Origin of the sequence: Pseudomonas sp. NMS19W (assembly GCF_051554255.1) — a bacterium.
Taxonomy (GTDB): Bacteria; Pseudomonadota; Gammaproteobacteria; order Pseudomonadales; family Pseudomonadaceae; genus Aquipseudomonas; species Aquipseudomonas kribbensis.
This window is the reverse complement of sequence record NZ_CP136718.1, coordinates 4,037,336-4,063,609: the sequence shown is the minus strand read 5'-3', so window position 1 is coordinate 4,063,609 and position 26,274 is coordinate 4,037,336. Positions and strand designations below refer to the sequence as shown.

Sequence of the window (26,274 nt, the reverse complement as noted above, 5' to 3'; positions counted from 1 at the left end):
TGGGGGATCAAGTTAATCCCCCCGCATCCACCCCCAGTTCCCCCCGCAGAAACTCCACCAACCCTCGCTGCAACCCGCTCAACACCCCCTCGCGGCTGACCAGCGCCAATTCCGTCGGCGGCAGCGGCGGCAAGTCCGTGCACACCCGATGCTCCGGCAACACTGCTGATGCTGGCAATACTGAAACGCCGAGTCCGGAAGCCACCGCCGCTTGAATGCCGGTCAGGCTGTGGCTGCCGAAGGCTACACGCCAAGGGCGTTGCGCCACGTCGAGTAGGCGGATTGCCCGTTGCCGGTACAGGCAGCCTTGGGGAAACAGCGCCAGCGGCAGTACGCCACCGGATGAATCGAACTCCGCACCCTTGACCCAAACCAGTCGTTCCGGCCACGTCGCCCAAGCGGGGCCGCTGTCGGGTTCGCGTTTGATCAGGGCGATGTCGATTTCGCCGCCGTCGAGGCGTTGGCGCAGATCGAGGCTCATGCCGCTGATGGTTTCCAGTCGCGCTTGCGGATGACTGCGGGTGAAGCCGGCGAGGATCAGCGCCATGCGCCGGGCGTCGAAGTCTTCCGGCATGCCGATACGCAGGATTTCCAGATCCAGATCGCTGGCCAGGGCTTCACTGGCCTCGGCCGACAAGGCCAGCAGGCGGCGCGCGTAATGAATCAGCAGTTCGCCGTGCTCGGTGACACTGACGTTCAGGCCGGTACGGTCGCGCAACAGCAGGGCGTGGCCGACCAGGTCTTCGAGTTTTCGTACCTGTTGGCTGACCGTGGATTGGGTGCGATGGACGCGTTCGGCGGCGCGGGTGAAGCTGCCTTCATCGACCACGCAGACGAAGGTTTTCAGCAATTCCAGATCCAGCATGGCAGCGGTCTCGATATTTGTTTGGCAACTGACGGTTGGCTATTTATTTAATTTCACACTATCACCCCGGGTTCATAAGCTGAAGTCCTCACTTGCAGAGGAATGCCCTCATGACGTTGATCAACACACCGCGCCCGCAATGGCTGACCTTCGATTGCTACGGCACCTTGATTCAATGGGACGAAGGCCTGCGCGCCGTGGCCGGGCGGATCCTGAGCGAGAAGGGCGAACACCGGGTCGGTGCCGGGCGCCTGATCGAACTCTACGACCGCCACGAACATCGTCTGGAGCAGACGCCGCCACACCGCTCGTTTCGCGAGCTGAGCACTCTCGGCCTGCAACTGGCACTGGAGGAACTAGGGCTGGCGAGTGCCAGTCAAGACAGCCAGCGCCTGGCCGCCGCAATCCCGCAGATGCCGCCGTTTCCCGAAGTCGTCGACACCCTCGCGCAGCTCAAGGCCAGGGGTTTCAAGCTGTGCATCGTCTCCAACACCGATGACGACATCATCGCCGGCAATGTCGCTCAACTCGGCGGCCATATTGACCGTGTAGTCACCGCGCAACAGGCCGGCGCCTATAAGCCGGCGCCCCGGCTGTTCGACTACGCTCATGAGCAATTGGGCGTCAGCCGCGAGCAGGTGGTGCACATCTGCGCCAGCCCCATGCTCGATCACACGGCAGCCCGCGACATGCATTTTCGCTGCGTATGGATCGACCGCGGGACCGGTCGTCAGTTGCTGCCGGACTATCGGCCCGACGCGATCCTCAACACGCTGGACGAAGTGTTGCCGCTGTTCTCGTCCCTCGGCTGGTAATGAACCTCGCCCGCCATCAAGGAGTTTCGCCATGGCCCATACCCTGACCGGCAGCGCCCGAGCTGCACGTTTCACCTCAATGAACCTCGACAGCGAAGCCATCATCACCGCCCGCCAGGAGCTGGCGGCGTGCTTTCAACTGGCGGCGCTGCACGGTTTGGAAGAGGGCATCTGCAATCACTTTTCGGCGATGTTGCCGGGGCACGATGACCTGTTTCTGGTCAACCCGTACGGCTATGCGTTTTCCGAAGTCACGGCGCACAACCTGCTGGTCTGCGATTTCGAAGGGAATGTGGTGGACGGCGAGGGCCAGCCAGAGGCTACGGCGTTTTACATTCATGCACCCTGCACCAGCGACTGCCTCGGGTGAAGGTCGCGTTCCATACGCACATGCCGAATGCGACGGCGTTGTGCCTGCTGGAGGGGCCGCCACTGTTGTGGCTGAGCCAGACCGCACTGAAGTTTTATGGGCGCACAGCGGTGGACGAGCACTACAACGGGCTGGCGCTGGACGAACGTGAAGGTGACCGCATCGCCGGGGTGATGGGTGATGCCGACATTCTGTTCCTGAAGAATCACGGCGTGATCGTCGCCGCGCCGACCATCGCCGAGGCCTGGGACGATCTGTATTACCTGGAGCGTGCCGCCCAGGTGCAACTATTGGCGATGGCCACGCAACGGGTACTGAAACCGGTGCCGCACGCGGTTGCGCAACGGGCGTACGAGCAGATGCGCGAAGGCGATCCCGAAAGTGCGCGGGCGCATCTGCACAGTGCAATGCGGCGGTTGTCGAGCCGGGGGTGAAGGCGAGGAAAACGGACAGGCAAAAATAAATCGTCTCGCAGGTCATCCATTTCCACTGCGCGCCGATATCAACGGGGTCGGGATTGTCTCGGTGGCGCTTGGTTGCCCCCTACAACCCGGTGGGCTACGCTCACAAAAAACAAGGGTTTCGGGCCTTTGCCCCTGTCGTACCTGCCCAGGACACGCTTTTGCCTATCCCCATTCACGATCCGCATCAGGCCCCCGGCGGCACTCTCAAGCGTTTGCCCCTGCGCAAGGCGGCGGTGTTGTTCATCGTTGCCGTGTGTCTGTGCCTGTCCGGTCTGCTGTATTTGCAGATTGAACAGTCGCGGCGGCAGGATCTGGCGAATGCGCAGATGGCCTCGGCCAACCTGACCCGGGCGATGGCGCAGCAGGCCGAAGACACGTTTCTGGCCGCTGATCTGGTGATGACCAGCCTGGTCGACTGGATTCAGGAAGACGGTTATGGCGCGGCGCAGAGACCGCGTTTGCAGAGAACCTTCGCACGCCGGGTGCAGCAACTGGAGCAGTTGCACGGCATGTTCCTGTTCGATCGCGAAGGGCAGTGGGTGATCACCTCATTCCCTGATCTGCCCCGCGGCAACGGCGTGGCGGATCGCGAGTACTTCAAATATCACCAGCAGAATGTGTCGTCCGTGGCGCACATCGGCCCGGCGATCCGCAGTCGCGAAAACGGTGAGTGGATCATCCCGATTTCCAAGCGAGTGAACGACCACGCCGGCAATTTTCAGGGTGTGCTGATGGCCGGCATCAAGATGTCGTACTTCGACCAGTTCTTCAAAAGCTTCAGCCTGGATGACAACGGCACCATGTTCCTCGGCCTGACCAACGGCACTTTGCTTGCGCGCCGGCCGTTCGACGAGTCCTTGATCGGCACCTCGCTGGCCAAGGGTGAGATCTACCAGACGTTGCTCCCCAACGCTGCTGCCGGCACGGCAATGATCGATTCGGTGGTCGACGGGGTCACGCGCCTTTATGGCTATCGGCAGCTCGAAAGTTATCCGCTGGTGGTGTCTGCCTCTTCATCCCGGGACACGATTCTCAAGGGCTGGCATGACCGTGCCTTTCAATCCAGCGTGATCGTGGCGCTGGTGATGCTCGGTGTGGGGCTGTTTGGCTGGGTGTTCATCCATCAGGTGCGCGACGGCGAGCGGATCGAGAAAAACCTGATCAAGGCCCAGCGGGCGCTGGAACTGATTGCCACGCACGACAGCCTGACCGGGCTGGCCAACCGGCGCCTGTTCGAGCAGTCGCTGGAGATTGAGTTCGCCCGGGGTGCCCGGCAGTCGAGCCCGGTCAGCCTGATCATGCTCGATATCGATTTCTTCAAACGCTACAACGATGCCTACGGCCATGTGGCCGGCGACCATTGCCTGACTCAGGTTGCTCTGGTGGTGAAGAACTGCTGCCAGCGCAAATCCGATCTGGCGGTGCGCTACGGCGGCGAAGAGTTCGCGGTGCTGTTGCCGGACACTGACATCAACGGTGCGCTGGCGATTGCCGGGCAGATCCGCCGCAGCGTCATGGACAAACACATCACCCACAGCGGATCGCCCTCCGGTTACCTCACCGTGAGCCTGGGCTGCTATTCGTTCATTCCGCTGGGCAACGACAGCCCGGAACTGTTCATCCAGCGTGCCGATGCGGCGCTGTATCAGGCCAAGCACGCGGGCCGCAATCGTGCGGCGGTGTTGTCCATGGACGGTGGAGTTGGTGAGTTGATGCGTTCGGATCGCTGACGGAAGAAGGGTTCAGACACAGGCCATGATGCGCTCACCATGGCCTGCTCTTGTTCGTTCAGCCGCCGGTACCGGCTCCAGAACCACCCGTTCCGCCACCCGCTGCGCCCGTTCCACCACCGGCGCCCGAACCTGAGCCGCTGGCGCTGCCGTTGGTTCCTGTTCCTGTTTTCATCCCGTCGGACGGGCCGTCGTTAGGTCGTTTAGTGGTGTTGTCCGGCGGCATGCTCGTTCCGCCGTTGGCGCCGGACTGGGTGCCCGACGTGTTGGCACCGTCATTGGCGGCAAAACTGGCGGCGGACGCTGTGGCCAACAAACCGGCCAGCAGCATCGAGGTCAAAGTGCGCGTTTTCATGGTACGTCTCCAGAAAGGGGATTTACCTGATATTGGTCTGAAGCGCGCATCGCTTGGTGCCGACCGGGTGACCAGTGGTATTCAGAAATCCACGGTCGCCGAAACCTTCAGCGTGCGCGGCGCGCCCTGGGTCAGGTAGCCGCCATTGGCCGAGGCCCAATAGGCTTCGTTGGCGACGTTTTCCAGATTGGCCCGCAGGGTGATCTGCTTTTCATCGAGTTTGAAGGCGTAGCGCGAGCCGAGATCGAAGCGGTTCCACGACGGGATGCTTTGGGTGTTGGCCGCGTTCAGGTACTGGCCGCCGGTGCGCAACATGCGGGCGCTGAGTGCCGCGCCTTCAAGACCTGGAACGTCCCAGTCGGCGCCGATGTTGAACTGGAAGCGTGGCACGCCGATGGCGCGGTTGCCGTCGTTGACGCCGTTGCTGCTGCCGTCGAGTTCAGTCTTCATCACGGTCGCGCCGCTGAGCAGGCGCAGGCCGTCGACAGGTTCACCGTAGACATTGAGTTCCACGCCCTTGTTGGTCTGCTGGCCGTCGACCCGGAAGATCCCGTCCTGGGTGTAGCTCGATGGTTGCTCGATGCGGTAGACGCCGAGGCTGGCGCCATAGCTGCCCATGTCCAGCCGTACGCCAGCCTCGACCTGTTTGCTGCGCACCGGGGCGAAGGTTTCGTCGCGGTTGATCGCGCTGGTCGGCGGCGTCGGGCCCTTGGCCAGGCCTTCGATGCGGTTGGCGTAGAACGACACGTGTTCCCAGGGCTTGATCACCAGACCGTAGACCGGAGTGGTGATCGATTTGTCGTAACTCGAGGTGCGCGCCCCGGTGGCGGTGGCCCAGCCATCGACTTTCATTTGCTGGCGGCGCAGACCGAGGGTCAGCAGCACACGGTCGTCGAGGAAGCCGAGGGTGTCGGAAATCGCTTCGCTGCGCAGGGTGTTCTTGCCGACGACACGCGGATCGTTGATGTCACCGGCGAACGAGGTGGCCGGCGGACGCGGCTTGTCGGTGACGTTGTACAGATTGGTGCTGTAGCGCGAGGCGTTGCCGATGGTTTCGAACGCCGAGCGCTGCTCGCCCCAGATGCCCGCCCAGCCGAGGTTCAACTGATGGCTGACGGGGCCGGTGTCGAAGTGACCGTTGAGGCCGGCCATTGCACTTTGGTTGTCCTCGTCGTGGGGCGGATAGAGCATGCCGCCACGGGCGTTGCCGTTGAGGTCGGTGACGGTCAGCGACGAGTACACGCCGTTTTCCCGGGTGTGCTTGGCGCCACCGGACACGTAGGCGGTCCAGTTATCGTTCAGGTCGTATTCGGCGCGGGCCATGCCGAAGGTGTCCTCGAGCTGCGAGTAGCTCCAGCTCTGGGCGTAGCTGGCGTTGGCGTGCGGCACCTTGGGGGCTTTGCTCAGGCTTGAGTCGACATAGATCACCGAGCGGCCCTGATTGATCACCTGCTTCTGATAGCCGAAGTCCGTCGAGACTCGCAGGCGTTCGCCGCGATAGTCGAGGCCAACGCTGAACAGCGACGAGCGCTGGTCTTCTTCATCGACGGCGGTGTCGCCTTCGCGCTGCATCAGGTTGACCCGCGCGCCGAAGCGGTTGTCTTCGCCAAAACGCTGGCCGAGGTCCAGATGCGTGCCGACCCGGCCGTCGGCGCTGTAGTCGAGGGTGATGCTGCGCGTTGGCGTGTCCATCGCGCGTTTCGGTTGCAGGTTGATCCCGCCGCCGATGCCGCTGCCGCTCGGAGTCACGCCGTTGACGAACGCATTCGGGCCCTTGAACAGCTCGACGCGATCCAGCGCTTCGGTGGCGATGATCTGCCGGGGCAGCACGCCGTACAGGCCGTTATAGGAAATGTCATCGGAGGCCAGCGGCAGACCACGGATCATGAACATCTGCGAGAAGTTGCCGAAGCCGTTGGACTGGCGCACCGAGGCATCGTTGAGCAACACATCGCCAATGGTTTGCGCCTGTTGGTCGGCCATGGTCTTGGCGGTGTAACTGGTGACGCTGAAGGGCAGGTCGTTGACCGCTTGATTACCGAGCATGCCGACCTGCGCGCGGCGGGCGACCTGTTCGCCGCCGTAGGTGTCATCGCTGCTGTCGCGGAGGGCGCTGATGGTGGTGGCGCCCAGTTCCAGCGCGCCGTCCGCCGCGACTTTCGGCGCCACGGTGTAGCCGTTGTCGCCGGTGCTGATCAGTTCGAAACCGCTGCCTTCCAGCAACCGGGCAAAACCGCTTTGCGCGGTGTAATTGCCTTGCAGGCCCGGGCTCTGACGATTACCGAGTTGCGCCGGATCGAACGACAGCGGCACGCCGACGCTGACCGCAAATTGCGCCAGCACATGGCTGAGCAGGCCGGGGCCGATGTTGACGTTCTGGCTGACACTTTCGCTGGCGCTGTTGGAGGCGAGGCCGACAGTCGGCAACAGTGCGCCGAAAGCCAGGGCCAGGCTCAGGGCTTTGAGTGGAAAAGTGGCGGGACGGGGCGAGGGCAATGCGGTCATTCGGCGATCCTGTCGGGCGCGTGGAATTAAAGGTCTATCCACTCACCGAACGAGGCGCGAAAAGGTATCAGTGAACATTGAAATTATTTTCCGAAGGCTCAGACGCGGGGCTCTACCGACAGCCAGTAATGGGTCAGGCTGTTGATGTTCAGCGGCAGGGTGTCACTGAGCAGACGCAGGCTGGCGTCGGTGTCGCGCAGGGAAAACGCCCCGGACACACGCATCGCCGCGACGTCCGGATGACAGCGCAGCACGCCCCGGCGATAGCGGCTCAACTCTCCAAGCAATTCATCCAGACGCATGTTGCTGGCCAGCAGCATGCCCTTGTCCCAGGCCAGGCTGGCGGTGTCAAAGGTTTCGGCGCTGTCGAAGCCGTTCAACTTGAAGCGCTGGCGTTCGCCGGCCTTGATGATCGCGTTTTGCTTGAGCAATTCCGGGGTGATTTGCACCTGGCCCTCCAGCACCGACACCAGGCTGCGCGAACCCTCGGTGCGCACGCAGAACCGCGTGCCGAGCGCGCGGGCGAGGCCTTGTGGGGTTTCAACAATGAACGGGCGGGCGGCAGCATCGCTGGCGGTGTTGATCAGCACTTCGCCGTTGAGTAACAAGACCCGGCGCTCGACCGGGCTATAAGCGATGTTCACGGCGCTGTCGGTGTTGAGCAGCAGTTGAGTGCCGTCCGGCAATTGCAGGTTCTTCTGCTCGCCGACGGCGGTGCGCTGGTCGGCGGTCCATTGCTGCCACGGCACATGTTGCGAGGCGATGCCTAACGGCCCGGCCATCAATAGCAGGCCGAGACGGGTGAGGGTCTGTCGACGACTGAGGCCTTCTTTGCGTGAGGCACGTTGCAGGGTCTGGATCGCGACGTTGGCCGGCACGCTGCGCAAATCCCCCAGCAAAGCTTCGGCCCGTTGCCAGGCGATGGCGTGTTCGGCGCTGCGGCTGCGCCATTGGGCGATGGCCTGATGATCGGACGGCGAGGCGGTGCCCGAATGCAACTGCACCAGCCAGTCGGCGGCTTCGCCGAGAATCTGCGGATTGATCATCGACGAACTCATCAGGCGACACTCAGGCAGGCAATGAACGCGGCGCGCATGTGGCGCTTCACGGTGATCAGCGAAACGTTCAGCCGCGTGGCGATCTGCGCGTAGGTCAGGCCTTCGATCTGCGACAGCAGGAAGGTGTCGCGGGTCTGCGGCGGCAACTCGCGCAGCAAGGCTTCGATGCGCCACAAGGTTTCGAGAATCAGGTAGCGGGTTTCCGGTGACGGCACTTCGGCGGCGGGCAGGCTGGCGATGGTTTCCAGGTAGGCGCGCTCGATGTCCTGGCGCCGCCAGCGGTCGATCACCAGACCTTTGGCGATGTGCGTCAGCAGTGCCCGGGGTTCGCTGCCCAGCGGTTTGACCACCTTACGGCTGAGCAGGCGCAAAAACGTATCGTGCGCCAGGTCGGCCGCATCGCAGCGATTGCCCAGCTTGCGCTGCAACCAGCCCTGCAGCCACCCGTGGTGTTCGCTGTAGAGCGTCTGGACTTGCTGATTCAATGGCGGATCGAAAGACGACATGGGCGGCAGATACTCGTTGCGGGCATCCGATGCCTGGCTGCAATTAGAGTGCAATTAAGAATGGATCGCATTCTAGTGGCGCGGAACGAGCGCTGGCAATTGCCCTGTTGCACTTTCTTTTCTGGCGCCAGAAAGGAGTGGCCTACCCGTCTTCCGGGAGATTGGCTATTTGTTTGGCCCGGCCCCGGGACTAACGTAGCCACACATTCACTCGCCCCGGAGAACCACCATGAAACCTCGTGCCGATTTCTACACCGCCTCCCCAGATGCCCTGAAAGCGATGATCGCCCTGGAAACCGCGGTCTCGAAACTGCCGCTGGAAAAGACCCTGATCGAACTGGTGAAACTGCGCGCTTCGCAAATCAACGGCTGCGCGTTCTGCATCGACATGCACACCGCTGACGCAATCAAGGGCGGCGAAACTCCACGCCGGTTGTTCGCCGTGACGGCCTGGCGTGAAGCGCCGTTCTTCACCGACCGCGAGCGCGCCGCACTGCTGTGGACCGAATCCCTGACCCAGTTGAGCCTGACCCACGCCCCGGACGCAGATTACGAAGCCGTCGCTGCCCAGTTCTCGCCAAAAGAAATGGTCGACCTGACCGTGGCGATCAGCACCATCAACAGCTGGAACCGTCTGGCCGTGGGCTTCCGTAAAACCCCGCAAGCCTGATCAGTCAATGTGCATCGGCACTCGGCGCGGCCGGTGGTTGCACCTTGCGCATCAAGGGCACCATCGCCGTGGCGATCACGAAGCACACCATGATCATCAGGAATGTGTCGCCGTAGGTTTGGGTCTGCGCCTCGCGGTAGGTCAGCAGCCATAACTGATGCAGGCCGGCGGTGATGCCCACGTCACCGCTCTGACCCAGTGCGGCGAAGTTGCCGCCGACCTGGGCCAGCCACTGGTTCAAGGCTTCGTTGCTGCTGTTCAGATGCTCGGCCAACCGGGTGAAGTGCAGGTTGGTGCGGTCGTTGAGAATGGTCGCGCACGCGGCAATCCCGATTGCACCGCCCAGGTTGCGCATCAGGTTGAACAGGCCTGAGGCGTGCTTCAACCGTGCCGGCGCCAACCCACCCAATGTCAACGTCACCGCCGGCGGCACCGCCAGTTGCTGGGCAATCCCGCGCAGGGCTTGCGGCAGCATCAACTGCCCGGCACCCCAGTCGTGGGTGATCGGACTGAATTCCCACATCGACAACGCGAACAACGCCAGGCCCGCCATCATGATCCAGCGCAGGTCGATGCGATTGGCCAGAAAGGCGTACAGCGGAATCGCCATGATCTGGAACACCCCGGTGGAAAAAACCGCCAGCCCAATGTCCAGCGCCCCGTAACCACGCACCCGGCCGAGAAACAGCGGCGTCAGGTAAATCGTCGCGAACAGGCCGATGCCGGTGACGAAGGAAAAGAAGCAGCCGAGGGCGAAATTGCGATCCTTGAGGGCGCGCAGATCGACGATCGGATTGGCCACGTGCAGCGTGCGGCCGACAAACGCCACACCTGCCAGCGCACTGATCCACGCGGTGGTGAGGATGGTCTGGTCGCTGAACCAGTTCCAGCGCGGGCCTTCTTCGAGGGTGTATTCCAGGCAACCGAGAAACAGCGCCAGAAACACAATGCTCAGATAATCCGCGCCCTTGAGCAGCGACAGTTCCGGCTGGTCGATCTTGACCAGCATCGGCACTGCCACGGCAACGAAAATCCCCGGCACCAGGTTGATGTAGAACAGCCAGTGCCAGGACGAAACATCGGTGATCCAGCCACCGATCACCGGGCCCAGTGTCGGCGCCAGCGAAGCCACGGCGCCGATGGTCGCGGCAGCAATCACCCGTTGTTTGCCGGTGAAGAAAAAGAACGCGGTGGTGAACACCAGCGGAATCATCGAGCCGCCGAGAAACCCTTGCAGCGCCCGAAAGGCAATCATGCTCTGGATGTTCCAGGCCGCGCCACACAACAGGCTGGCGAGGGTAAAGCCGACTGCCGAGGCGCAAAACAACCAGCGCGTGGAGAACACCCGTGACAGCCAGCCCGACAGCGGAATCACGATGATCTCGGCGATCAGGTAACTGGTCTGCACCCACGCCGTTTCATCGGTGCCGGCGGACAGCCCGCCGCCGATATCCCGCAGCGAGGCCGAGACGATCTGGATGTCCAGCAGCGCGATGAACATGCCGATGCACATGGTGGCGAAGGCGAACACTTTGGTCGCCGTCGCCATTTCGGCGGCATTGAACGGCTGTGCAGGGACGGCGAGGGCGCGGCTCATGGCGCGCTGGCCACGGCGGTGGTTTCAGGTTGGGCGCGGGTGTCGACTTCCGCAGTCACCGACAGGCCCGGACGCAGATGACCGAGCACGCTGTCGGCGGGGTCAAGGAGGATCCGCACCGGCACCCGCTGGACGATTTTGGTGAAGTTGCCCGTGGCGTTTTCCGGCGGCAGCACGCTGAACTGCGAACCGGTGGCCGGGGCGAGGCTGTCGAGGCGGCCATGGAATTCCTGGCCGGACAACACGTCGGCGCGGATGCTCACGCGCTGGCCGGGTTTCATCCGCGCCAACTGGTCTTCCTTGAAATTGGCATCGACCCACAGACCGCTGGCCGGCACCACCGACAACTGTTGCGAACCGGCCTGGGCATAAGCGCCGACCCGCGCTCGACGGTTACCGATCACGCCGTCGACCGGGGCGCGCAATTCGGTGTAGCCGAGGTTGAGTTGCGCCAGATCCCGTTCGGCCCGGGCTTGCTGGAGGGCGGCGCGGGCCTGTTGTTTCTGGGTTTCGATCACCGAGAGCTGGCGTTGCGCAGCGAGCAATTCGGCCTGGGCCTTGGCACTCAGGGCTTGGGCTGTCTTGAAGGTGGCGTCGGCCCGTTGTGCGGCTTCCACCGAGACTGCATTGGTGGTGACCAGACGTTTGTAGCGTGCGTTGTCGTCCCGTGAACGAGCGGTTTCGGCACCGGCGGCATCGATGCCGGCACGGGCCTGGCCGATCACCGCTTGTTGCAGTTGTTCAGTGGCGTCGAGGTTGGCCAACAGCGCTTCTTCGGCGGCGACAGCGCCTTCGGCCTTGGCCAGATTGGCGCGGTAGTCCCGGGCGTCGAGGCGGATCAGCACGTCGCCGGCCTTCACGGACTGGTTGTCGCTGACCAGCACCTCTTCGATGTAACCGGCGACTTTCGGCCCGATCACCGTGACATCGCCGCCGATGTAGGCATCGTCGGTTTCTTCGAGAAAGCGCCCGGTGCCCCACCAATGCGCGGCATACAGCCCGGCGAACACCAGCGCGGCCAGCCCCGCAGTGGGCAACAGCAGGCGTTTGAGCAGGGGAGGTTTGGGGGCGCTGACCGGAACGGCGAGGTCGGGTTCAACGGTGGGCATGCTGGTCATGGCGTAATACCTGCGAAGCGAGGGTGTTATTACGGCTGTAATATGACGTGAGTAATATTTTGTGGCAATTGATTTTTATCGCCGGTCGTCAGTTGCTTATCTGAGCCAGGTGCCGGGTGTGCTGCCGGTCATGGATTTGAAGAACGCTATGAATGCGCTGTCGCTGGCGAAGCCCAGTTCAAACGCGCAATAGCCGAGGTTGCGTCCGGTGGAGAGCAGTTCCATGGCGCGCATCAATCGCCACTGCTGGCGCCATTGCTGATAGCTCATGCCGGTTTCGCGCTGGAAGATCCGGCCGATGGTGCGGCTGCTGGCGCCGATCTGTTGCTCGAGCACTTGCAGTTCCGGCGGCAGTCGCTCGGGGTGTGTCAGCAGGGGAGCCAGGCGTTTGTCTTGCGGCAGGGGCAGGAGCATCGGTTGCTGGGCCGCTTCGCGGATTTCACTCAGGCACAGCCCCAGCAGATGAACGAATTTGCCCTGCTGCCAATCGGTGCCGAAATCAGCAATTGCCATCGGTTCCAGCACCGCGCGCAGCAGTGGGCTGACCTCGATCACGCAGACCTGTTGCGGCAGTTCGCGGCACAACTCGGGCGTCAGGTAGATGGAGCGGTAATCAACGCTTTGCTGCATCACCGCCCGATGCGTGACGCCACCGGGAATCCACGCCGCCCGCGATGGCGGCAGCAGGCACAACTGCTGCGCCAGGGTGATGCGGGTGCAGCCCTGACGGGTGTAGAGCAATTGCCCGCGCTGATGCCGATGCAGGCCGGAGTCGTGATCGCCGAGAGTAGAGGCGATACCGATCACCGGCGCCGGGAAGCGATCCGGGTCAAAACGCTCGTGGGCTTCAAGCCAGGCCATGGGTTGTCCGATTTCAACGATAAATTGTCTGGGTTCGGATAATACGCCAGCCACGGCTTTTTAAACTCCTCGGCGTTTTTGTTGAGGAGTCATGGTTATGAGCCATAGAACGTTTTTGATGTTGGCGATTGCTCTGCTGATGTTTCCGCAGATCGCCCAAACGTTGTTCAGCCCGGCGCTGGGGGATATTGGCCGTACGTTCGATGTTGCTCCGCGAGTGGCGGCGCAGACATTGTCGGTGTACTTCCTGGCGTTTGCCTTTGGCGTGGTGACGTGGGGGCGGGTATGTGACCGGATTGGCCGGCGGCCTTCGATGCTCGCCGGTCTGGCGATTTATGCGGTTGCCTGCGTGCTGGGCTTGAGTGTTCGCAGTTTCAACGGCTTGTTGATGGCCCAGGCACTGGCGGCATTTGGCGCTGCTGTTGGCTCGGTGGTGACCCAGACTTTATTGCGCGATCGTTTTCGCGGCACCGAACTGGCCCAGGTGTTTTCTCTGGTGGGCATGGCGCTGGCAGCCAGCCCGGCCATCGGTCTGTTCAGCGGGGCGAGTCTGGTTCAAGGCTTCGGCTATCGCGGCGTGCTCGTTGCGTTGTTGCTGCTGACATCGATCTTGTGGATCTGGAGTTGGCGCACCTTGCCGGAAACCCGTCCGCCACAACTTACATCCGTCGGCCTGTTCGCAACCATGGGCGACATGTTGCGTGATCCCGGTATCTGGCGTTCGGCGCTGTGGATCGCATCGTTCAACGTCGCGTTGTTCAGCTATTACAGCCTCGGACCTTTCCGGTTCGAACGTCTCGGTTTGAGCGGTGAGTGGTTCGGCTACAGCGGCGTGATGCTCGCGTTGGCCTCAGGGTTTGGAGCATGGCTGAACAAAAAATTGCTGCAAATCGGTTGCCGCCCGCTGCAGTTGATTCGCCTGGCAGCGCTGACCGGTTTGCTCGGTGGCATCGGCGTGTGGCTGCTGCAGGCGCACGTTTGGTTCGTGCTGCCGATGCTGCTTGTGGTACTGGCGTTTGGCATGGCAATCCCGAATATCCTCGGCGCAGCCTTGCGCAATTACACGGATCGTTTGGGTACCGCCGGCGCATTGCTGGGGCTGTTTTATTACCTGCTGATCGGGGCGGGATTGATGTTGGCCGCCTGGTCTCAGGCCCTCGGGGAAACCCTGATGGTCTGCAACTTGCTGGCGTTATCGCTGGCGATCCGCGCTAAAAAGGCATTTGTTTAAGAAATGTAAGCGATGTAGGAAGCGTCTTGCATTTGTGTAGGAAGGCTCTGACTATCACTGCAATTGATGGGATGGCATTAAGCCATTTGATTGCAAGGATGTTGAGTGCCGTATTCGATTCGCGCTGTTTCTCGTCGTAGTTATTTGCCTCGTCCGCTGTTGTCGGCCTTGTTGTTGAGTGTGTGTGCGCCCAGCGTTCTTGCCGCCGAACTGTCGAATCCAGGCCAGGAAGTGCTGCGCCAGCAGCAACAGCAACAGCGCGATCTGCAACAACTGCAACTCGAACAGCGCAAGCGGCAACTGGAGCGCGGCGCGTTCGGCCCGACGCCTGCCAAACCGGCCCTTCCCGATTCGATCAAACCCGACGAACGCTGCTGGCCCCTGAGCGGTACGCGCATCGGCGGCGTCACGCTGATCGACAAAGACAAACTCAACGCCCGCATCCAGCCGCTGCTGGCGCCGTGCATGGGCGTCGGCCAGATCAACCACCTGCTGGCGACCATCACCGCGCTCTACGTGGAGAAGGGCTACATCGCCAGCCGGCCATATCTGAGCAGCGCGCCGGCCGCGGGGCAGTCGCTGGATATCCTGATCGACGAAGGCTACATCGAGTCCATCGAACTGGCCGACCAGAGCCTGCCGGTGTCCCTCGGTGGAGCATTTCCGGGCATGCTCGGCAAGCCGTTGAACCTGCGGGATCTGGAGCAGGGGCTGGATCAGTTGAACCGTCTGCGCTCCCTTGATCTGACCGCTGACATCGCCCCCGGCAGCCAGCCCGGCGCCTCAAAGATCATCTTGCGCTCGCGTACTTCCGGGCAGTCACGCTGGGCACTTGGTGCCGGTTTCGACAACCTCGGCAGCGCCAGCACCGGGCGCGACCGCAACACGCTGACCCTGAGCCTCGACAGCCCGCTCGAACTCAACGACCTGTTGAGCGTGAGTGCCAGCGACACCCTCAACCAGGGCGACCGCTACAACCGCAACGCCAGCCTCTATTACGCAATTCCCTACGGCTATTGGACGTTCAGTACGTTTGCCAGCCACGCCGAATACCGTGCGCCGTTCAAACTTTCGGGCACGACGCTGTACAGCACCGGCATCACCGATCAGCTCAGCCTGCGCGCGGACCGCGTGTTGTGGCGCGACCAGAGCCATCAGCTCAGCGCCAACCTGCAACTGGCGCGCAAAGATGTCGACAGCTATCTGGAAAACGTCCGCCTCGGTATTCAGAGCCCGACCCTGACCGTGGCGGAGGCCGGGCTCAATCTGTTCTGGCTCGACCGCGCGGTGTGGAATCTGGATTTCAACTACGCCCAGGGCCTGCGCTGGCTCGGCGCCGACGACGATGCCGATCATCAGGTCAAGAACCTGCCCAAGGCACAGTTTCGCAAGTACCGCGCCGGCCTCAGCCAATGGCGCAACGGCCAGCTCGGCGCGCAAGCCTGGCAATGGCAGAGCCAACTGAACGTGCAGTACAGCCCGGATCCGTTGCCGGCCATCGAACAACTGCTCGGCACCGACGATTCCGCCGTGCGCGGTTACCGGGTCAGCAGCGCGTCCGGCGCCAGCGGTGCGATCTGGCGCAACACTTTGCGCCTGCCGCTGCGCAGCGATTTGCCGGTGCAGCTCACCCCGCGTGTCGGCCTCGACCACGGCTGGATCAAGGCTGACCACGGCGCTCCGCTTCAACGCCTGAGCGGCGCCAGCATCGGCCTCAACCTGGGCTGGAAAAACCTGCAGGTGGATGTCGATTACCAACGCAGCCTGAACACCCCGTCCGGCCTGCACCGCGAGCCTGAAACCTGGCTGATGCGGGTCGGATTACAGATATGAACGTCAGTGAACAACAGCCATCGGACCTGAGCGCGACAGCCGTGGCCTTCAACTCAACGCGCAACGTGATGCCGCACTACATGGAGAGTTTTTTATGCCAATGAATACCTTTGCGTTTCATCTTTCCCCACGGGGCAAACTGCGCTGGGCCATCGCCAGCCTGTTCCTGGTCGCTCACCTGCCGGGCGCCATGGCCGGCGGTGTGGTGGTCGCACCCGGCCCCGGCGGCACCGCGCAACTGCAAACCCAGGGCGGCGTCCCGATCGTCAACATCGTCGCGCCCAACGGTTCGGGCCTGTCGCACAACCAGTTCCTCGACTACAACGTCGACCGCCAGGGCCTGGTCCTGAACAACGCCTTGCAGGCCGGGCAATCGCAGCTCGCCGGGCAACTGGCGGCCAACCCGCAATTGCAGGGGCAGGCCGCGAGCGTGATCCTCAACGAAGTGATCAGCCGCAACCCGTCGGCCATCAACGGCGCTCAGGAAATCTTCGGTCGCGCTGCCGACTACGTGCTCGCCAACCCGAACGGCATTTCGGTGAACGGCGGCAGTTTCATCAACACACCGAACGCCAATCTGGTGGTCGGTCGTCCCGAGCTGAACGACGGCAAGCTGCAAGCCCTGAGCACCCGCGACGCCACCGGACAATTGCAGATTCAGGGCGGCGGCCTGCGTAATGGCGAAGGCTCGATCAACCTGATCGCACCGCGCATCGACAGCCAGGGCGCAATCACTGCCCGTGATCAACTGAACCTCACCGTCGGGCGCAATCAGATCGACTACGCCAGCGGTCAGGTGAAAGCCGTGGACCCGGCAGGCAACACCACCGATCAACGAATCGACGCCAGCCTGTTCGGCGCGATGCAGGCCGGGCGCATCAACATTGTCAGCACCGCCGAAGGCGCGGGTGTAAAGGTCGGGGCTGTGCAAGTCGCCGGGCGTGACGGCGTACAGATCCGTTCGGCTGGCGACCTGAGCGTCAGCGGTCAGGCGATCCCGGACAGCCTCGACGTGACCCGCGCCGGCATTCGCAGCAGCCAGGGCGACGTCGGCCTGCACAGCGGCAAGGACCTGACGTTGGCCGCCACCGATGTCAGCGGTCGCGACGTCAAGGTCGATGCCAAGCGCAACCTGACCCTGACCACTGTCGAAAGCCGCAAGCTCCAGGAGCAGCGCGAAAACTGGAACAACAGCACCATCGGCATCACCTGGGAAACCTACGAGCGCACCAAGACCGACAGCGATTCGCGCCAGCACGGCAGCCAGATCATTGCCAGCCGAGACGCGCAACTGTCGTCCGGCAAAGACACCGAACTGAAAGCCGCCAGGGTCGACGCGAAAAACAACCTCAGCGTGCAAAGCGGTGGCGACCTGCGCCTGACCGCCGCCACTGAAAGCCACGTGCAAACCGATCAGGGCAAGCACCGCAAACACCTGTGGAAAGCCGATTGGGACAGCAGCAGCGAAGAGCAGCGCAGCGTCACCAGCCAGTTGAAGGGCGGCAACATCGCCCTGCAAACCGCTGCGCTGCTGCGCTCCGAAGGCGCCGAAATCGACAGCGCCGGTGACCTGCAACTGGCCGGCAAACAGGTGGAAATCACCACCGCGACCCGCACCAACCGCAGCAGCGACAATCGCTATTCCGGTGACCTGGTCGGCGGCGGTTTCTTCGGCAAGACCGGCGACGCCGACAAGGGCCAGACCCAACATCAGGGCAGCAAGATCAACGCCGCCGGCAAACTGCTGGTCAAGGCTGACGACGTGCGCATCAGCGGCAGCCAGGTGCGTGGCGCCAAAGACGCCAGCGTAATCAGCGACAACGGTTCGCTGACCATCGACGGCGTGCAGGACACTTCGCACAGCAACAATCACGACAAGGACAGCAAGTTCTTCGGCATCACCAAGGACGAGTCCCGGCAGAACAGCAAGGACAGCACCACGGTGCGCAGCGAGCTGGCGTCCGACAGCAACCTCAAGCTGAAAAGCGCCAAGGACATCGAAGTCGCCGGCTCCACGGTCAAGGCTGGCGCTTCGCTGACGGCGGATGCGGCGGGTGATGTGAATGTGCATTCCACCCAGAACACCCACGACAGCAGCAACAGCACCCAGACTCGTGGCTTCGACGCTTACGCCAAGGAGCAGACGGCGGAGCAGTATCGCGCCGGCGTGCATTACGAAGACAAGGCGAAAACCGTCACTGCCAACGACGTCACGCAGCAGGGTTCCAGCCTTAGCGGCGGCACCGTGCAGGTGAAGGCGGGCGGCGACGTGACGCTCAAGGGCGCCGAGGTGAAATCCACCGCTGGCGACACCACGCTGAGCGGCAAGAACGTCTCGTTGTTGGCCGAGCAGGACAGCCACAGCACCTCGACCGAAACCCGCAGCACCGGCGGCGGTTTCTACTACACCGGCGGCCTCGACCGCGCCGGCAGCGGCGTGGATTTCTCGCACAGCACCTCGCAAGACACCACCGGCAAAACCACCGCGCAAACCACCGGCGTGCAGAGCAGCGGCAGTCTGAACATCAACGCTGACAAACTCGCCACCGAAGGCGCGCAACTCAAGTCCGGCAACGGCCTGAACGTTGCCGCCAACGAAGTGGACAACCGTGCTGCCAGCAACACCGAGAGCAGCACCCACAAGGAGAGCAACTGGTCGGCGGACATCGGCGCCAACGTCGAGTACAAAGACATCGCCCGGCCGATTGCCGGCGCGGTGAAAGAAGTGCTCGACGGCAAGGTGCCGGACAAGGACGCACTGGCCAATCTCGGTCAGCCGAACGTCGGTATCGACGTGGCGGTCGGTCACGCCAGCGCCGATAAGACCGAGCAGAACAGCAACGCCGTGGTCAGCCGGTTCGACGGCCAGACCGTGGACGTGAAGGTCGGCGGCACGCTGCACGATCAAGGCACGCAGTACAACGCCAGCGCCGGCAAAGTGAACATCAGTGCCGACAAACTGGTGGCCGATGCCGCGAACAACACCCGCAGCAGCACCGACAACGCGGTCGATGCCAAGGTCGATGTGCGCGTCTACACCAAGACCGGTGAGGACGTGAACGTGGCCGGCAGCGGCGCGGGTGGCAGCAGCCAGTCGAGCAAGGACAGTTCCACGGCCGTGGTCGGCGGTTACGCCGGCAATCAGGGTGTGAACATCAATGTCACCCGCGACGCACAATTCGAAGGCAGCCGTTTCGACGGCGGTCAGGGCGGTGTCAGCGTCAAGACCGGTGGTGACCTGGCCCTGAATCAGGCCAACGACCGCCAGAGCAGCGACAGCTCCAGCCTGCGCGGCAACGGCTCGCTGACCGTCGGCACCTTGCCGGGCACCGACGGCACCAACGTCGATCTCGGCGCTGGCTTCCAGCTCGATCACAAAGGCAACCAGACCACCGACACCCAGGCCCACGTCGCCAGCCTCAGCGGCAACGGTCCGGTACAACTGAGCAGCGGCGGCAATCAGGTTCAGCAGGGCACGAAGATCGACAGCGCTGGCGCTATCGACCTGAAGGCTGATGGCAAGCTCGACCTGCAAGCGGCCACTGATTCGCACATCGCCACAGGCAGCAATCTCGGCGGCGGTCTGAAGGCCGGCGGTAGCAAAACCAGCAGCGAGAAGAGCCGCGATCAGGGCGGCAACCTCAGTGGCAACTTCAACATCGGCCGGGTCAACGAGAACACGCAAACCCTTACCGGTGGCCAGCTCAACAGCCAGAACGGCATCGCTTTGAGCGGTGATTCGGTGCGCCTGCAAGGCACTCAGGTCACTGCGCCAAACGTCGGCATCGACGCGCAGAAGGGCGGTTTCGTTCAGGAGTCCGCTCAGTCCACCGACAGCCGCAACAACTGGAATGTGGCGTTGAATGCCGGTGGCAATCTGAGCAAAAGCACGCCGACCGCCGCCGATGAAAAAGTCAGCAGCGATCACGGCTTCAATGCCGGGGCCAAGGTGGGCGTGGATTACCTGCAAGGCACCACTCAGCAGAACAGCCAGATCAAGGCTGACACTGTGGTGCTGAACAGCGCGGGTGATGCGAGCCTGAGCGGTGCGCGGATTGATGCGCGCAATGTCAGCGGCAACGTGGCCGGTGATCTGTCGGTCGAAAGCCGTCAGGACTCCAGCACTCACGCCAAGGTCGATGTCGATCTGGGCCTGACCGCCAAGAAAACCCCGGCCGACGACAAAGGCAAACTGGCCGGCACCGACTACAAGCCGACGCTGAAAGCCGAAGGCGAATACGCGCACAAGGATAGCGTCAAACAGGCTTCCGGCATCAGCGGTAGCCAGGGTGTGAACCTGACCGTCGGCGGTGCTACGCAGCTGACCGGCGCGCGGATTTCTGCCACTGAAGGCAAGGTCGATCTGGGTGGTTCGAAGGTCAGCAGCAGCGACCTGAGCAACCGCGACTACGGCGTGAAAGCCGGCCTGGACCTGCCGCACAAAACCGAAGAAAACGCACCGAAGGTGTCCCTTGAAAACGGCAACCTGAAAGTCGGCCCGGTGACCTTGAGCGGTCATCTGGACAGTCAGTCCCTGCAAGCGGGGATTGACGAAAGAGGTTGATTCACCGTCAGTGAAACCGGCGGGGGCGAGCCAGCTCGCTCCCGCTTCTGATGTGCGCCTTTCTCAAAACGGCAGCCACTGTCGTTTCCCGTCAAGTCGATGAATGCATGCGCTCTACACTCGGGTGAAACCGGGAGGCCGCGCCATGCACGACAACGTCCAACACCTGAGAATCCAGCTGGCCTGCGCCCTGCGCTGGGCCGCGCGCTTGAACCTGCACGAGTCCATCGCCAATCATTTCAGCGTGGCCACTTCAGCGGATGGCCGCGAGTTTCTGATCAATCCTTACGGCAAGCATTTCTCGCGAATCCGCGCCAGTGACCTGCTGTTGCTCGACGCCGACGACCCGGCCAGTCTCGATCGCCCGGACGCCCCGGACATCACCGCCTGGGCCTTGCACAGCGCCTTGCACCGTAATCAGCCTCAGGCTCGTTGCATCCTCCATACCCACAGCAAATACGCGACGACCCTGGCTTGCCTGAAGGACTCGCACCTGCCACCGATCGAGCAGAACAGCATGCGGTTCTTCGAGCGGGTGGCGATTGATGACGGCTTCGATGGCATGGGGCTGGGTGAAGAAGCGGAGCGCGTGAGCAGGCTGCTCGGCGACAAACCGATCCTGCTGATGGGCAATCACGGATTGCTGGTCGCGGCGCCGAGCGTGGCCCAGGCGTTTGATGATCTGTATTACTTCGAGCGGGCTTGTGAGGTGTATATCACCGCACTGGCGACCGGACTTGAGTTGCGGGTGGCCAGCGATGAAGTGGCGCGCAAGACGTGTCGGCAGTGGCTGGATTATCCGGGGTTTGCCGACAAGCATTTCATCGCATTGATGGGCATCCTCGATGAGGAAGAACCGGCGTACCGGCAGTGACTCATTCCGGTGCCGAATGCGCCTTGCTCAACGGCTGGCGCATCACCGGTGCGCTCCACGCCTGACGCCGGTCCTCGCTCGGCGGGCAGCCGAAACGTGCGCGGTAAGTGCGGGAGAAATGCTCCAGCGAGCCAAACCCGGAACACGCTGCCACCTGGGCCACGCTCATTTGCGTCTGTTGCAGCAGGTTGTGCGCCCGGGCCAGGCGCAGGGTGATGTAGTACTTGAGCGGCGAGAGCCCGGTCTGATGTTTGAACTGGCGCTCCAGTTGCCGCCGCGACAAACCGACTTCACTGGCAATCGCCTCGCAGTCCAGCGGTTCTTCCAGCGCCTTTTCCATCAACTGCACGGCGCGGCGGATCTTGTTGCCGTACATCCCGCTGTTGCCCAGGCCGCCGTCGAGCTGATTGTCCGCCGGGGCGCGCATCTGGCCCATCAACAGATGCAGGCCGATCTCCCGGCCAGATCCGCATCGAAGCGCTGGCCGATCCAGCCCAGCAGCATGTCGAGAATGGTGGTCGCGCCGGCGCAGGTCAGGCGCTGGCGTTCAAGGGTGTAGAGCTGCGGTCGGGCGCGGACCTTGGGGTAACTTTCCTGAAAGCCTTGCAGGTTGTCCCAATGCACCGCCGCTTCGTAGCCGTCGAGCACACCGGCAGCGGCCAGCAGTTCGGTACCGGTTTCCACGCCGATCAACACCGCACCGAACAGCGCCTGCTTGCGCAACCAACTCTTGAGCGCGGGATTGCGGCTGTGTTGATGCACCTCGAAACTGGCCAGCACCACGCAGGCGTCGAAGGCCTGCTCAGTGTTCAAACCGTCCTCGGCGATGCTTGCCAGACCGTTGCTGGCCGCCACCGGGCCCGGCTGCAAGGACAACAGCGTCCATTCGAACAGCGTGCGCTGACTCAGCCAGTTGGCGATGGCCAGCGGTTCCAGCACCGCCGCCAGACCGAAGTTGGAAAACGCCGGCAACAGCAGCACCGCCACTCGCAGCGGTGCTTCATTGCGCGGTACAGCTTCAGCGGATCGGGTCATCGCCATCTCTGCTTTATCGTTGTTCGGTCTGCCAGTGCGGATGGGTCCACACCGGTACATCGGCGACTGGCAGCGGGGCGAGGTTGCGGATCAGGTCGCTGGCCTTTTCCGCGATCATCACCGTCGGCGCGTTGGTGTTGCCGCTGACGATCACCGGCATGATCGATGCGTCCACGACGCGCAAACCGTCGAGGCCGTGCACCCGCAGCTGCGGATCGACCACGGCTTCAGGGTCGCCAATCGGCCCCATCTTGCAGGTGCCGCTGGCATGGTAGCCGGTTTCCGTGACTTGCCGCGCCCAGGCGTCAAGCTCGGCGTCGGTCTGCACCGAGCGGCCCGGCACCAGTTCTTCACCCTTGAACGGAGCCATGGCCGGCTGGTCGAGGATCTCGCGCACCAGCCGTGCGCCGGCGCGCATGTCGGCTCGGTCCTGCGCGGTCTTCAGGTAGTTGAACAGAATCCTTGGCGGCCGCCGGGGTTCGGCGCTGTGCAATGTCACGCTGCCGAGGCTGGTGGGGCGCATCAGGTCGATGTGGATCTGGAACGCGTGGGTCGGCACCAGCTCGACGCTGCCGGGTTGCACCGCCAGCGGCATGAAGGTCAGTTGCAGGTCCGGGTGCTCGACGCCGGCCCGTGATCGCAGGAATGCACCGGCCTCGAAATGATTGCTTGCCGCCAGACCATCGTGACGCACGAACCAGCGCGCACCGATCCACCATTTGCCCGGCGCGGTGGTCCAGCGATACAGCGACACCGGTTGCTTGCAGCGAAATTGCACCACGGCATCCGGGTGATCGTTGAGGCGTTTGCCGACGCCGGGCAGGTCGTGCACGACGCTGATCCCGAGATCGCGCAACTCTGCCGCCGGTCCCACGCCCGAGAGCAGCAGCAATTGCGGTGAGTTGATCGCTCCGGCGGTCAGCAGCACTTCACGCCGGGCGCGGACAGTGTTCGTTTCGCCGTTCTGTTCATAGTCAATTCCGACCGCTCGCCGTCCCTCGAACAGGATGCGCAGCACCAAAGCATCGGTGACCACCCGCACGTTGCCCCGAGCCAACGCTTCGCTCAGATAACCGCGCGAAGTGCTCCAGCGCCGACCGTTGCGCGTGGTGCGATCCACCGGACCGAAGGCTTCCTGACGATAGCCGTTCAGGTCCTCGCTGACGCCATAACCGGCCTCGGCCCCGGCCGCGATGAACGCTGCGCACAGCGGTGTGCCGACTTCGCCAGGGGTGACGTGCAAATGGCCACCGGCACCACGATAGTCATCGCCGCCATCGGCGTGAGTCTGCGCACGCTTGAAGTACGGCAGCACCTCGCGATAGCTCCAGCCGGTGCAGCCCTGTTCGGCCCAGCCGTCGTAATCCCGGGCATGGCCACGGATGTAGACCATGCCGTTGATCGATGATGAGCCGCCGAGGGTGCGGCCTCTTGGCGTACCGATCCGCCGCCCGTCAAGGTACGGCTCCGGCTCCGACTGATAACGCCAGTTGTAGCGCGATCCGCCCACCACAAGGCCCACGGCGGACGGCATGTCGATCGTCCAGCTCTTGTCCTCGGGGCCGGCCTCCAGCAGCAGGATGCGCACGTTCGGGTCTTCGCTCAGGCGATTGGCCAACACGCAACCGGCCGAGCCGGCGCCCACGATCAGGTAATCAAACCCGGTTTCGTCCATGGTTTGCTCCGTTCTGACAAATGACGAGGGAAGGGCGGATCAGTCCACGGAATGGCCGTGAATGCCGTTGAACACCAGGCGATGAAAGTGATGCACCAGATGCTCGCTTTCATTGCTGCGCTGGGCGTCGATCATGTAGCGGCCCTGGTCGTAACCGAGCGAGCGCAGGCCTTTTTGCACCGAGATGTTCAGGGCGATGTCCTCGGGGCCGAGGTCTTCGTTCATCCACTTCATGCACGCCGTGCTGACGGCGGCGGTCTCGGGGTTGCTGGAGTAGTAACCGAAGCGCAACAGCGAGCGCTCGGCATCCAGCGGAATCATGATGAACGAGCCGAGAAACTCGGAGAACGGGAAGGTATAGAAGGTGTTGTTCGGCCACATGCCGATGTTGAAGAAGCATTCCTGCGGGTTCAGTTCGCTTTTCAGCGGCACGCCATAGGCCTCGGTCGCCGAGAGATTGGCTGGTGCGGCGTAGGTCCACCAGTTGTCGCGTTTGATCAACTGATAACCCTTGAAGTCGATCAACCGGGCGAGGTCGATGTGGCACGGACCGGACAATTTGAAGTGATAGCCCTCGATGGAATTGTCCATGATCACTTTCCAGTTGGCCGGCACGATGACGTCCTGTTCCTCGATCAGGCGCATGTCGGTCAGATCCGGGAACACCCGGCGCATTTCTTCGTCGGCACCGGGGAACAGATCCCGCAGCGACGGCGCATTCGGGTCGAGGCTGAAGTAGATGAAACCGCCGAGTTCTTCGGTGCGCACCTGGGGAATGTTGAACTGCGCCAGCTCGAAATTCTTCATCCGCTCGCAACGGGCGCACCGCGCAGGCTGCCGTCCATTTCGTAGCACCACGAGTGATAGGCGCAGCGCACCACGCCGCCGGTGGTGCCACGGCGTTCTTCGAGCAAGCGATTGCCGCGATGCTGGCAGACGTTGTGAAAGCCGTGGATCTGCCCCTGTCGGTTCTTCGCCACCACCACGCTCTGGTCGAACAGATCGGTGACCACGAACTGCCCCGGTTCGGCGAACTCACTGACATGCCCGGCGACATGCCAGGCCTTCATGAAGATGTTGTCGCGCTCGGCACGGAACAGGCTGTCGTCGTAGAAATAACGCGAGGGCAGGGTGAAGGCCTGCTCCGGATCCTGCTGATCCCAGGCGTCGACCGGGCTGTGCTGCTTGCGGGTCTGGAAACTGTGCATGAGGCGATCTCCACGGCGTGTTGTTGTGGGATCTAATCTAGGGTGCGGGGCGGTGTGGGGATTGATGGATTGCGACCAGTTGCAGGGCGGAATGATCAATCGCACGCTGGACCGGGGAGGCCTTGACAGCCCTGCGATAATGAAACTTCACCGCGATCATGATGCAGAGGAAATTTCTCCATGGACAATCAAGCACTCAAGGCTTTGTTCGACCAGCAGTCCGCTGTCTATGACAAACAGTGGAGCGGCATGGCGCCCGTTCGTGATGCTCTTTATTTGCTGCTGGATTCGGTGTTCGCGGGCCTGCCGGAAAATGCCCGGATACTCTGTGTCGGCGTGGGCACCGGTGTGGAAATGGCACACCTGGCCCAGCGGTTTCCCGGCTGGCAATTCACCGGGGTCGACCCTTCGGGCGCGATGCTCGACGTGTGTCGTCAAAGAGCAACCGAAGGCGGCTTCCTGGCCCGTTGCCGTTTTCACGAAGGTTATCTCGATACGCTGACGGATGAATCCGCTTACGACGGGGCGACCTGTTTTCTGGTGTCGCAGTTTTTGCTCGACCCACAAGCCCGTATCGGCTTTTTCCACGAGATTGCCCGTCGTCTGGTGCCGGGCGGGATTCTGGCGAACGCTGATCTCGCTTCTGACACCGCGTCGCCGGCCTATGAAGCATTGCTGCGTCACTGGATGACACTGATGGCTTCGGCCCAGGTGCCGGAGGAGATGCTCGAACGAGCGCGAGCGGCGTATGCCAGCGATGTGGCGATCCTGCCGGCGCCGCAGGTTGCCGGACTGATCGAGTCGGCCGGCTTCGAGGCGCCGGTGCAGTTCTTTCAGGCGGGGTTGATGCATGGGTGGTTTTGCTCGCGCAAAGCGGAGATTGCCGCGAGTTAGAGCGCTGGAGTTATTGGGGGAAAACAGTTTGGTCGGCATTCCCGAG

The 26,274-nt window shown here is 62.8% G+C and carries 19 protein-coding genes and 2 pseudogenes; 9 read left to right on the top strand and 12 right to left on the bottom strand.

Going from position 1 to position 26,274, the window contains the following annotated elements; genetic code table 11:
• Nucleotides 1–7: 7 nt before the first annotated feature.
• Nucleotides 8–865, bottom strand: a complete 858-nt coding sequence (locus tag R1A29_RS18475; protein ID WP_438299169.1) for a LysR substrate-binding domain-containing protein — start codon at nt 863–865, stop codon at nt 8–10.
• Nucleotides 866–975: 110 nt separating this feature from the next.
• Between R1A29_RS18475 and R1A29_RS18470 the strand changes: the two genes are divergently transcribed.
• The 3 genes and pseudogenes from R1A29_RS18470 to R1A29_RS18460 all read left to right on the top strand — a co-directional run bounded on the left by R1A29_RS18470 (nt 976) and on the right by R1A29_RS18460 (nt 4,244).
• Nucleotides 976–1,680: a haloacid dehalogenase type II gene (locus R1A29_RS18470; protein ID WP_438299168.1), complete on the top strand. Its 705-nt coding sequence runs from the start codon at nt 976–978 to the stop codon at nt 1,678–1,680.
• 31 nt (nt 1,681–1,711) lie between these two features.
• A pseudogene (locus R1A29_RS18465) lies at nt 1,712–2,484 on the top strand (aldolase).
• Between the two features lie 188 nt (nt 2,485–2,672).
• Nucleotides 2,673–4,244: a sensor domain-containing diguanylate cyclase gene (locus tag R1A29_RS18460; RefSeq protein WP_438299167.1), complete on the top strand. Its 1,572-nt coding sequence runs from the start codon at nt 2,673–2,675 to the stop codon at nt 4,242–4,244.
• Between the two features lie 58 nt (nt 4,245–4,302).
• Here the strand turns inward: R1A29_RS18460 and R1A29_RS18455 are convergent, their stop codons facing one another.
• The 4 genes from R1A29_RS18455 to R1A29_RS18440 form a co-directional block, all read right to left on the bottom strand.
• Nucleotides 4,303–4,599 carry a hypothetical protein gene (locus R1A29_RS18455; protein ID WP_432217240.1) on the bottom strand — a complete coding sequence of 99 codons (297 nt, stop codon included), beginning with the start codon at nt 4,597–4,599 and terminating at the stop codon, nt 4,303–4,305.
• Between the two features lie 81 nt (nt 4,600–4,680).
• Nucleotides 4,681–7,104, bottom strand: coding sequence for a TonB-dependent siderophore receptor (locus R1A29_RS18450; protein ID WP_438299166.1), 2,424 nt, complete (start codon nt 7,102–7,104; stop codon nt 4,681–4,683).
• Nucleotides 7,105–7,202: 98 nt separating this feature from the next.
• Nucleotides 7,203–8,162, bottom strand: a complete 960-nt coding sequence (locus tag R1A29_RS18445) for a FecR domain-containing protein (RefSeq protein ID WP_438299165.1) — start codon at nt 8,160–8,162, stop codon at nt 7,203–7,205.
• Nucleotides 8,162–8,668 (bottom strand): sigma-70 family RNA polymerase sigma factor, encoded by a 507-nt coding sequence (locus R1A29_RS18440; protein WP_438299164.1) that lies wholly within the window; start codon nt 8,666–8,668, stop codon nt 8,162–8,164. Before R1A29_RS18440 ends, R1A29_RS18445 begins: the two co-directional genes overlap by 1 nt.
• A 229-nt stretch (nt 8,669–8,897) precedes the next feature.
• Between R1A29_RS18440 and R1A29_RS18435 the strand changes: the two genes are divergently transcribed.
• Nucleotides 8,898–9,338, top strand: a complete 441-nt coding sequence (locus R1A29_RS18435) for a carboxymuconolactone decarboxylase family protein (protein ID WP_438299163.1) — start codon at nt 8,898–8,900, stop codon at nt 9,336–9,338.
• A 4-nt stretch (nt 9,339–9,342) separates the two neighbouring features.
• On the opposite strand, the gene R1A29_RS18430 is transcribed toward R1A29_RS18435, so the two are convergent.
• The 3 genes from R1A29_RS18430 to R1A29_RS18420 all read right to left on the bottom strand — a co-directional run bounded on the left by R1A29_RS18430 (nt 9,343) and on the right by R1A29_RS18420 (nt 12,914).
• On the bottom strand, nt 9,343–10,935 hold the full coding sequence (locus R1A29_RS18430) for a DHA2 family efflux MFS transporter permease subunit (RefSeq protein WP_438299162.1): 1,593 nt from the start codon (nt 10,933–10,935) through the stop codon (nt 9,343–9,345).
• On the bottom strand, nt 10,932–12,053 hold the full coding sequence (locus R1A29_RS18425) for an HlyD family secretion protein (RefSeq protein WP_438299160.1): 1,122 nt from the start codon (nt 12,051–12,053) through the stop codon (nt 10,932–10,934). Before R1A29_RS18425 ends, R1A29_RS18430 begins: the two co-directional genes overlap by 4 nt.
• Before the next feature lie 96 nt (nt 12,054–12,149).
• The gene (locus R1A29_RS18420) at nt 12,150–12,914 is read right to left on the bottom strand and encodes an AraC family transcriptional regulator (RefSeq protein WP_438299159.1); all 765 of its coding nucleotides are present in this window, start codon (nt 12,912–12,914) and stop codon (nt 12,150–12,152) included.
• Between the two features lie 97 nt (nt 12,915–13,011).
• Here R1A29_RS18420 and R1A29_RS18415 point away from each other — a divergent pair, with 97 nt between their 5' ends.
• The 4 genes from R1A29_RS18415 to R1A29_RS18400 all read left to right on the top strand — a co-directional run bounded on the left by R1A29_RS18415 (nt 13,012) and on the right by R1A29_RS18400 (nt 21,416).
• Nucleotides 13,012–14,145, top strand: a complete 1,134-nt coding sequence (locus R1A29_RS18415) for an MFS transporter (protein WP_438299158.1) — start codon at nt 13,012–13,014, stop codon at nt 14,143–14,145.
• 105 nt (nt 14,146–14,250) lie between these two features.
• Nucleotides 14,251–15,978 (top strand): ShlB/FhaC/HecB family hemolysin secretion/activation protein, encoded by a 1,728-nt coding sequence (locus R1A29_RS18410; protein WP_438299157.1) that lies wholly within the window; start codon nt 14,251–14,253, stop codon nt 15,976–15,978.
• A gap of 94 nt (nt 15,979–16,072) precedes the next feature.
• On the top strand, nt 16,073–20,542 hold the full coding sequence (locus R1A29_RS18405) for a hemagglutinin repeat-containing protein (protein WP_438299156.1): 4,470 nt from the start codon (nt 16,073–16,075) through the stop codon (nt 20,540–20,542).
• Nucleotides 20,543–20,687: 145 nt separating this feature from the next.
• Nucleotides 20,688–21,416, top strand: coding sequence for a class II aldolase and adducin N-terminal domain-containing protein (locus R1A29_RS18400; protein WP_438299155.1), 729 nt, complete (start codon nt 20,688–20,690; stop codon nt 21,414–21,416).
• Nucleotide 21,417: 1 nt separating this feature from the next.
• Here R1A29_RS18400 and R1A29_RS18395 read toward each other — a convergent pair whose 3' ends face one another.
• The 4 genes and pseudogenes from R1A29_RS18395 to R1A29_RS18380 all read right to left on the bottom strand — a co-directional run bounded on the left by R1A29_RS18395 (nt 21,418) and on the right by R1A29_RS18380 (nt 25,334).
• Nucleotides 21,418–21,852, bottom strand: a complete 435-nt coding sequence (locus tag R1A29_RS18395; RefSeq protein WP_438299154.1) for a helix-turn-helix domain-containing protein — start codon at nt 21,850–21,852, stop codon at nt 21,418–21,420.
• Nucleotides 21,852–22,451: an AraC family transcriptional regulator gene (locus R1A29_RS18390; protein ID WP_438299153.1), complete on the bottom strand. Its 600-nt coding sequence runs from the start codon at nt 22,449–22,451 to the stop codon at nt 21,852–21,854. Before R1A29_RS18390 ends, R1A29_RS18395 begins: the two co-directional genes overlap by 1 nt.
• A 13-nt stretch (nt 22,452–22,464) precedes the next feature.
• Complete coding sequence (locus R1A29_RS18385; RefSeq protein WP_438299152.1) at nt 22,465–24,126, bottom strand: choline dehydrogenase; 1,662 nt, start codon at nt 24,124–24,126, stop codon at nt 22,465–22,467.
• A gap of 39 nt (nt 24,127–24,165) precedes the next feature.
• Nucleotides 24,166–25,334: pseudogene (locus R1A29_RS18380) on the bottom strand (aromatic ring-hydroxylating oxygenase subunit alpha).
• Between the two features lie 180 nt (nt 25,335–25,514).
• Here R1A29_RS18380 and R1A29_RS18375 point away from each other — a divergent pair.
• A complete protein-coding gene (locus R1A29_RS18375) occupies nt 25,515–26,228 on the top strand; it encodes a class I SAM-dependent methyltransferase (protein WP_438299150.1) in 714 nt (237 codons plus the stop codon).
• Nucleotides 26,229–26,274: the final 46 nt, after the last annotated feature.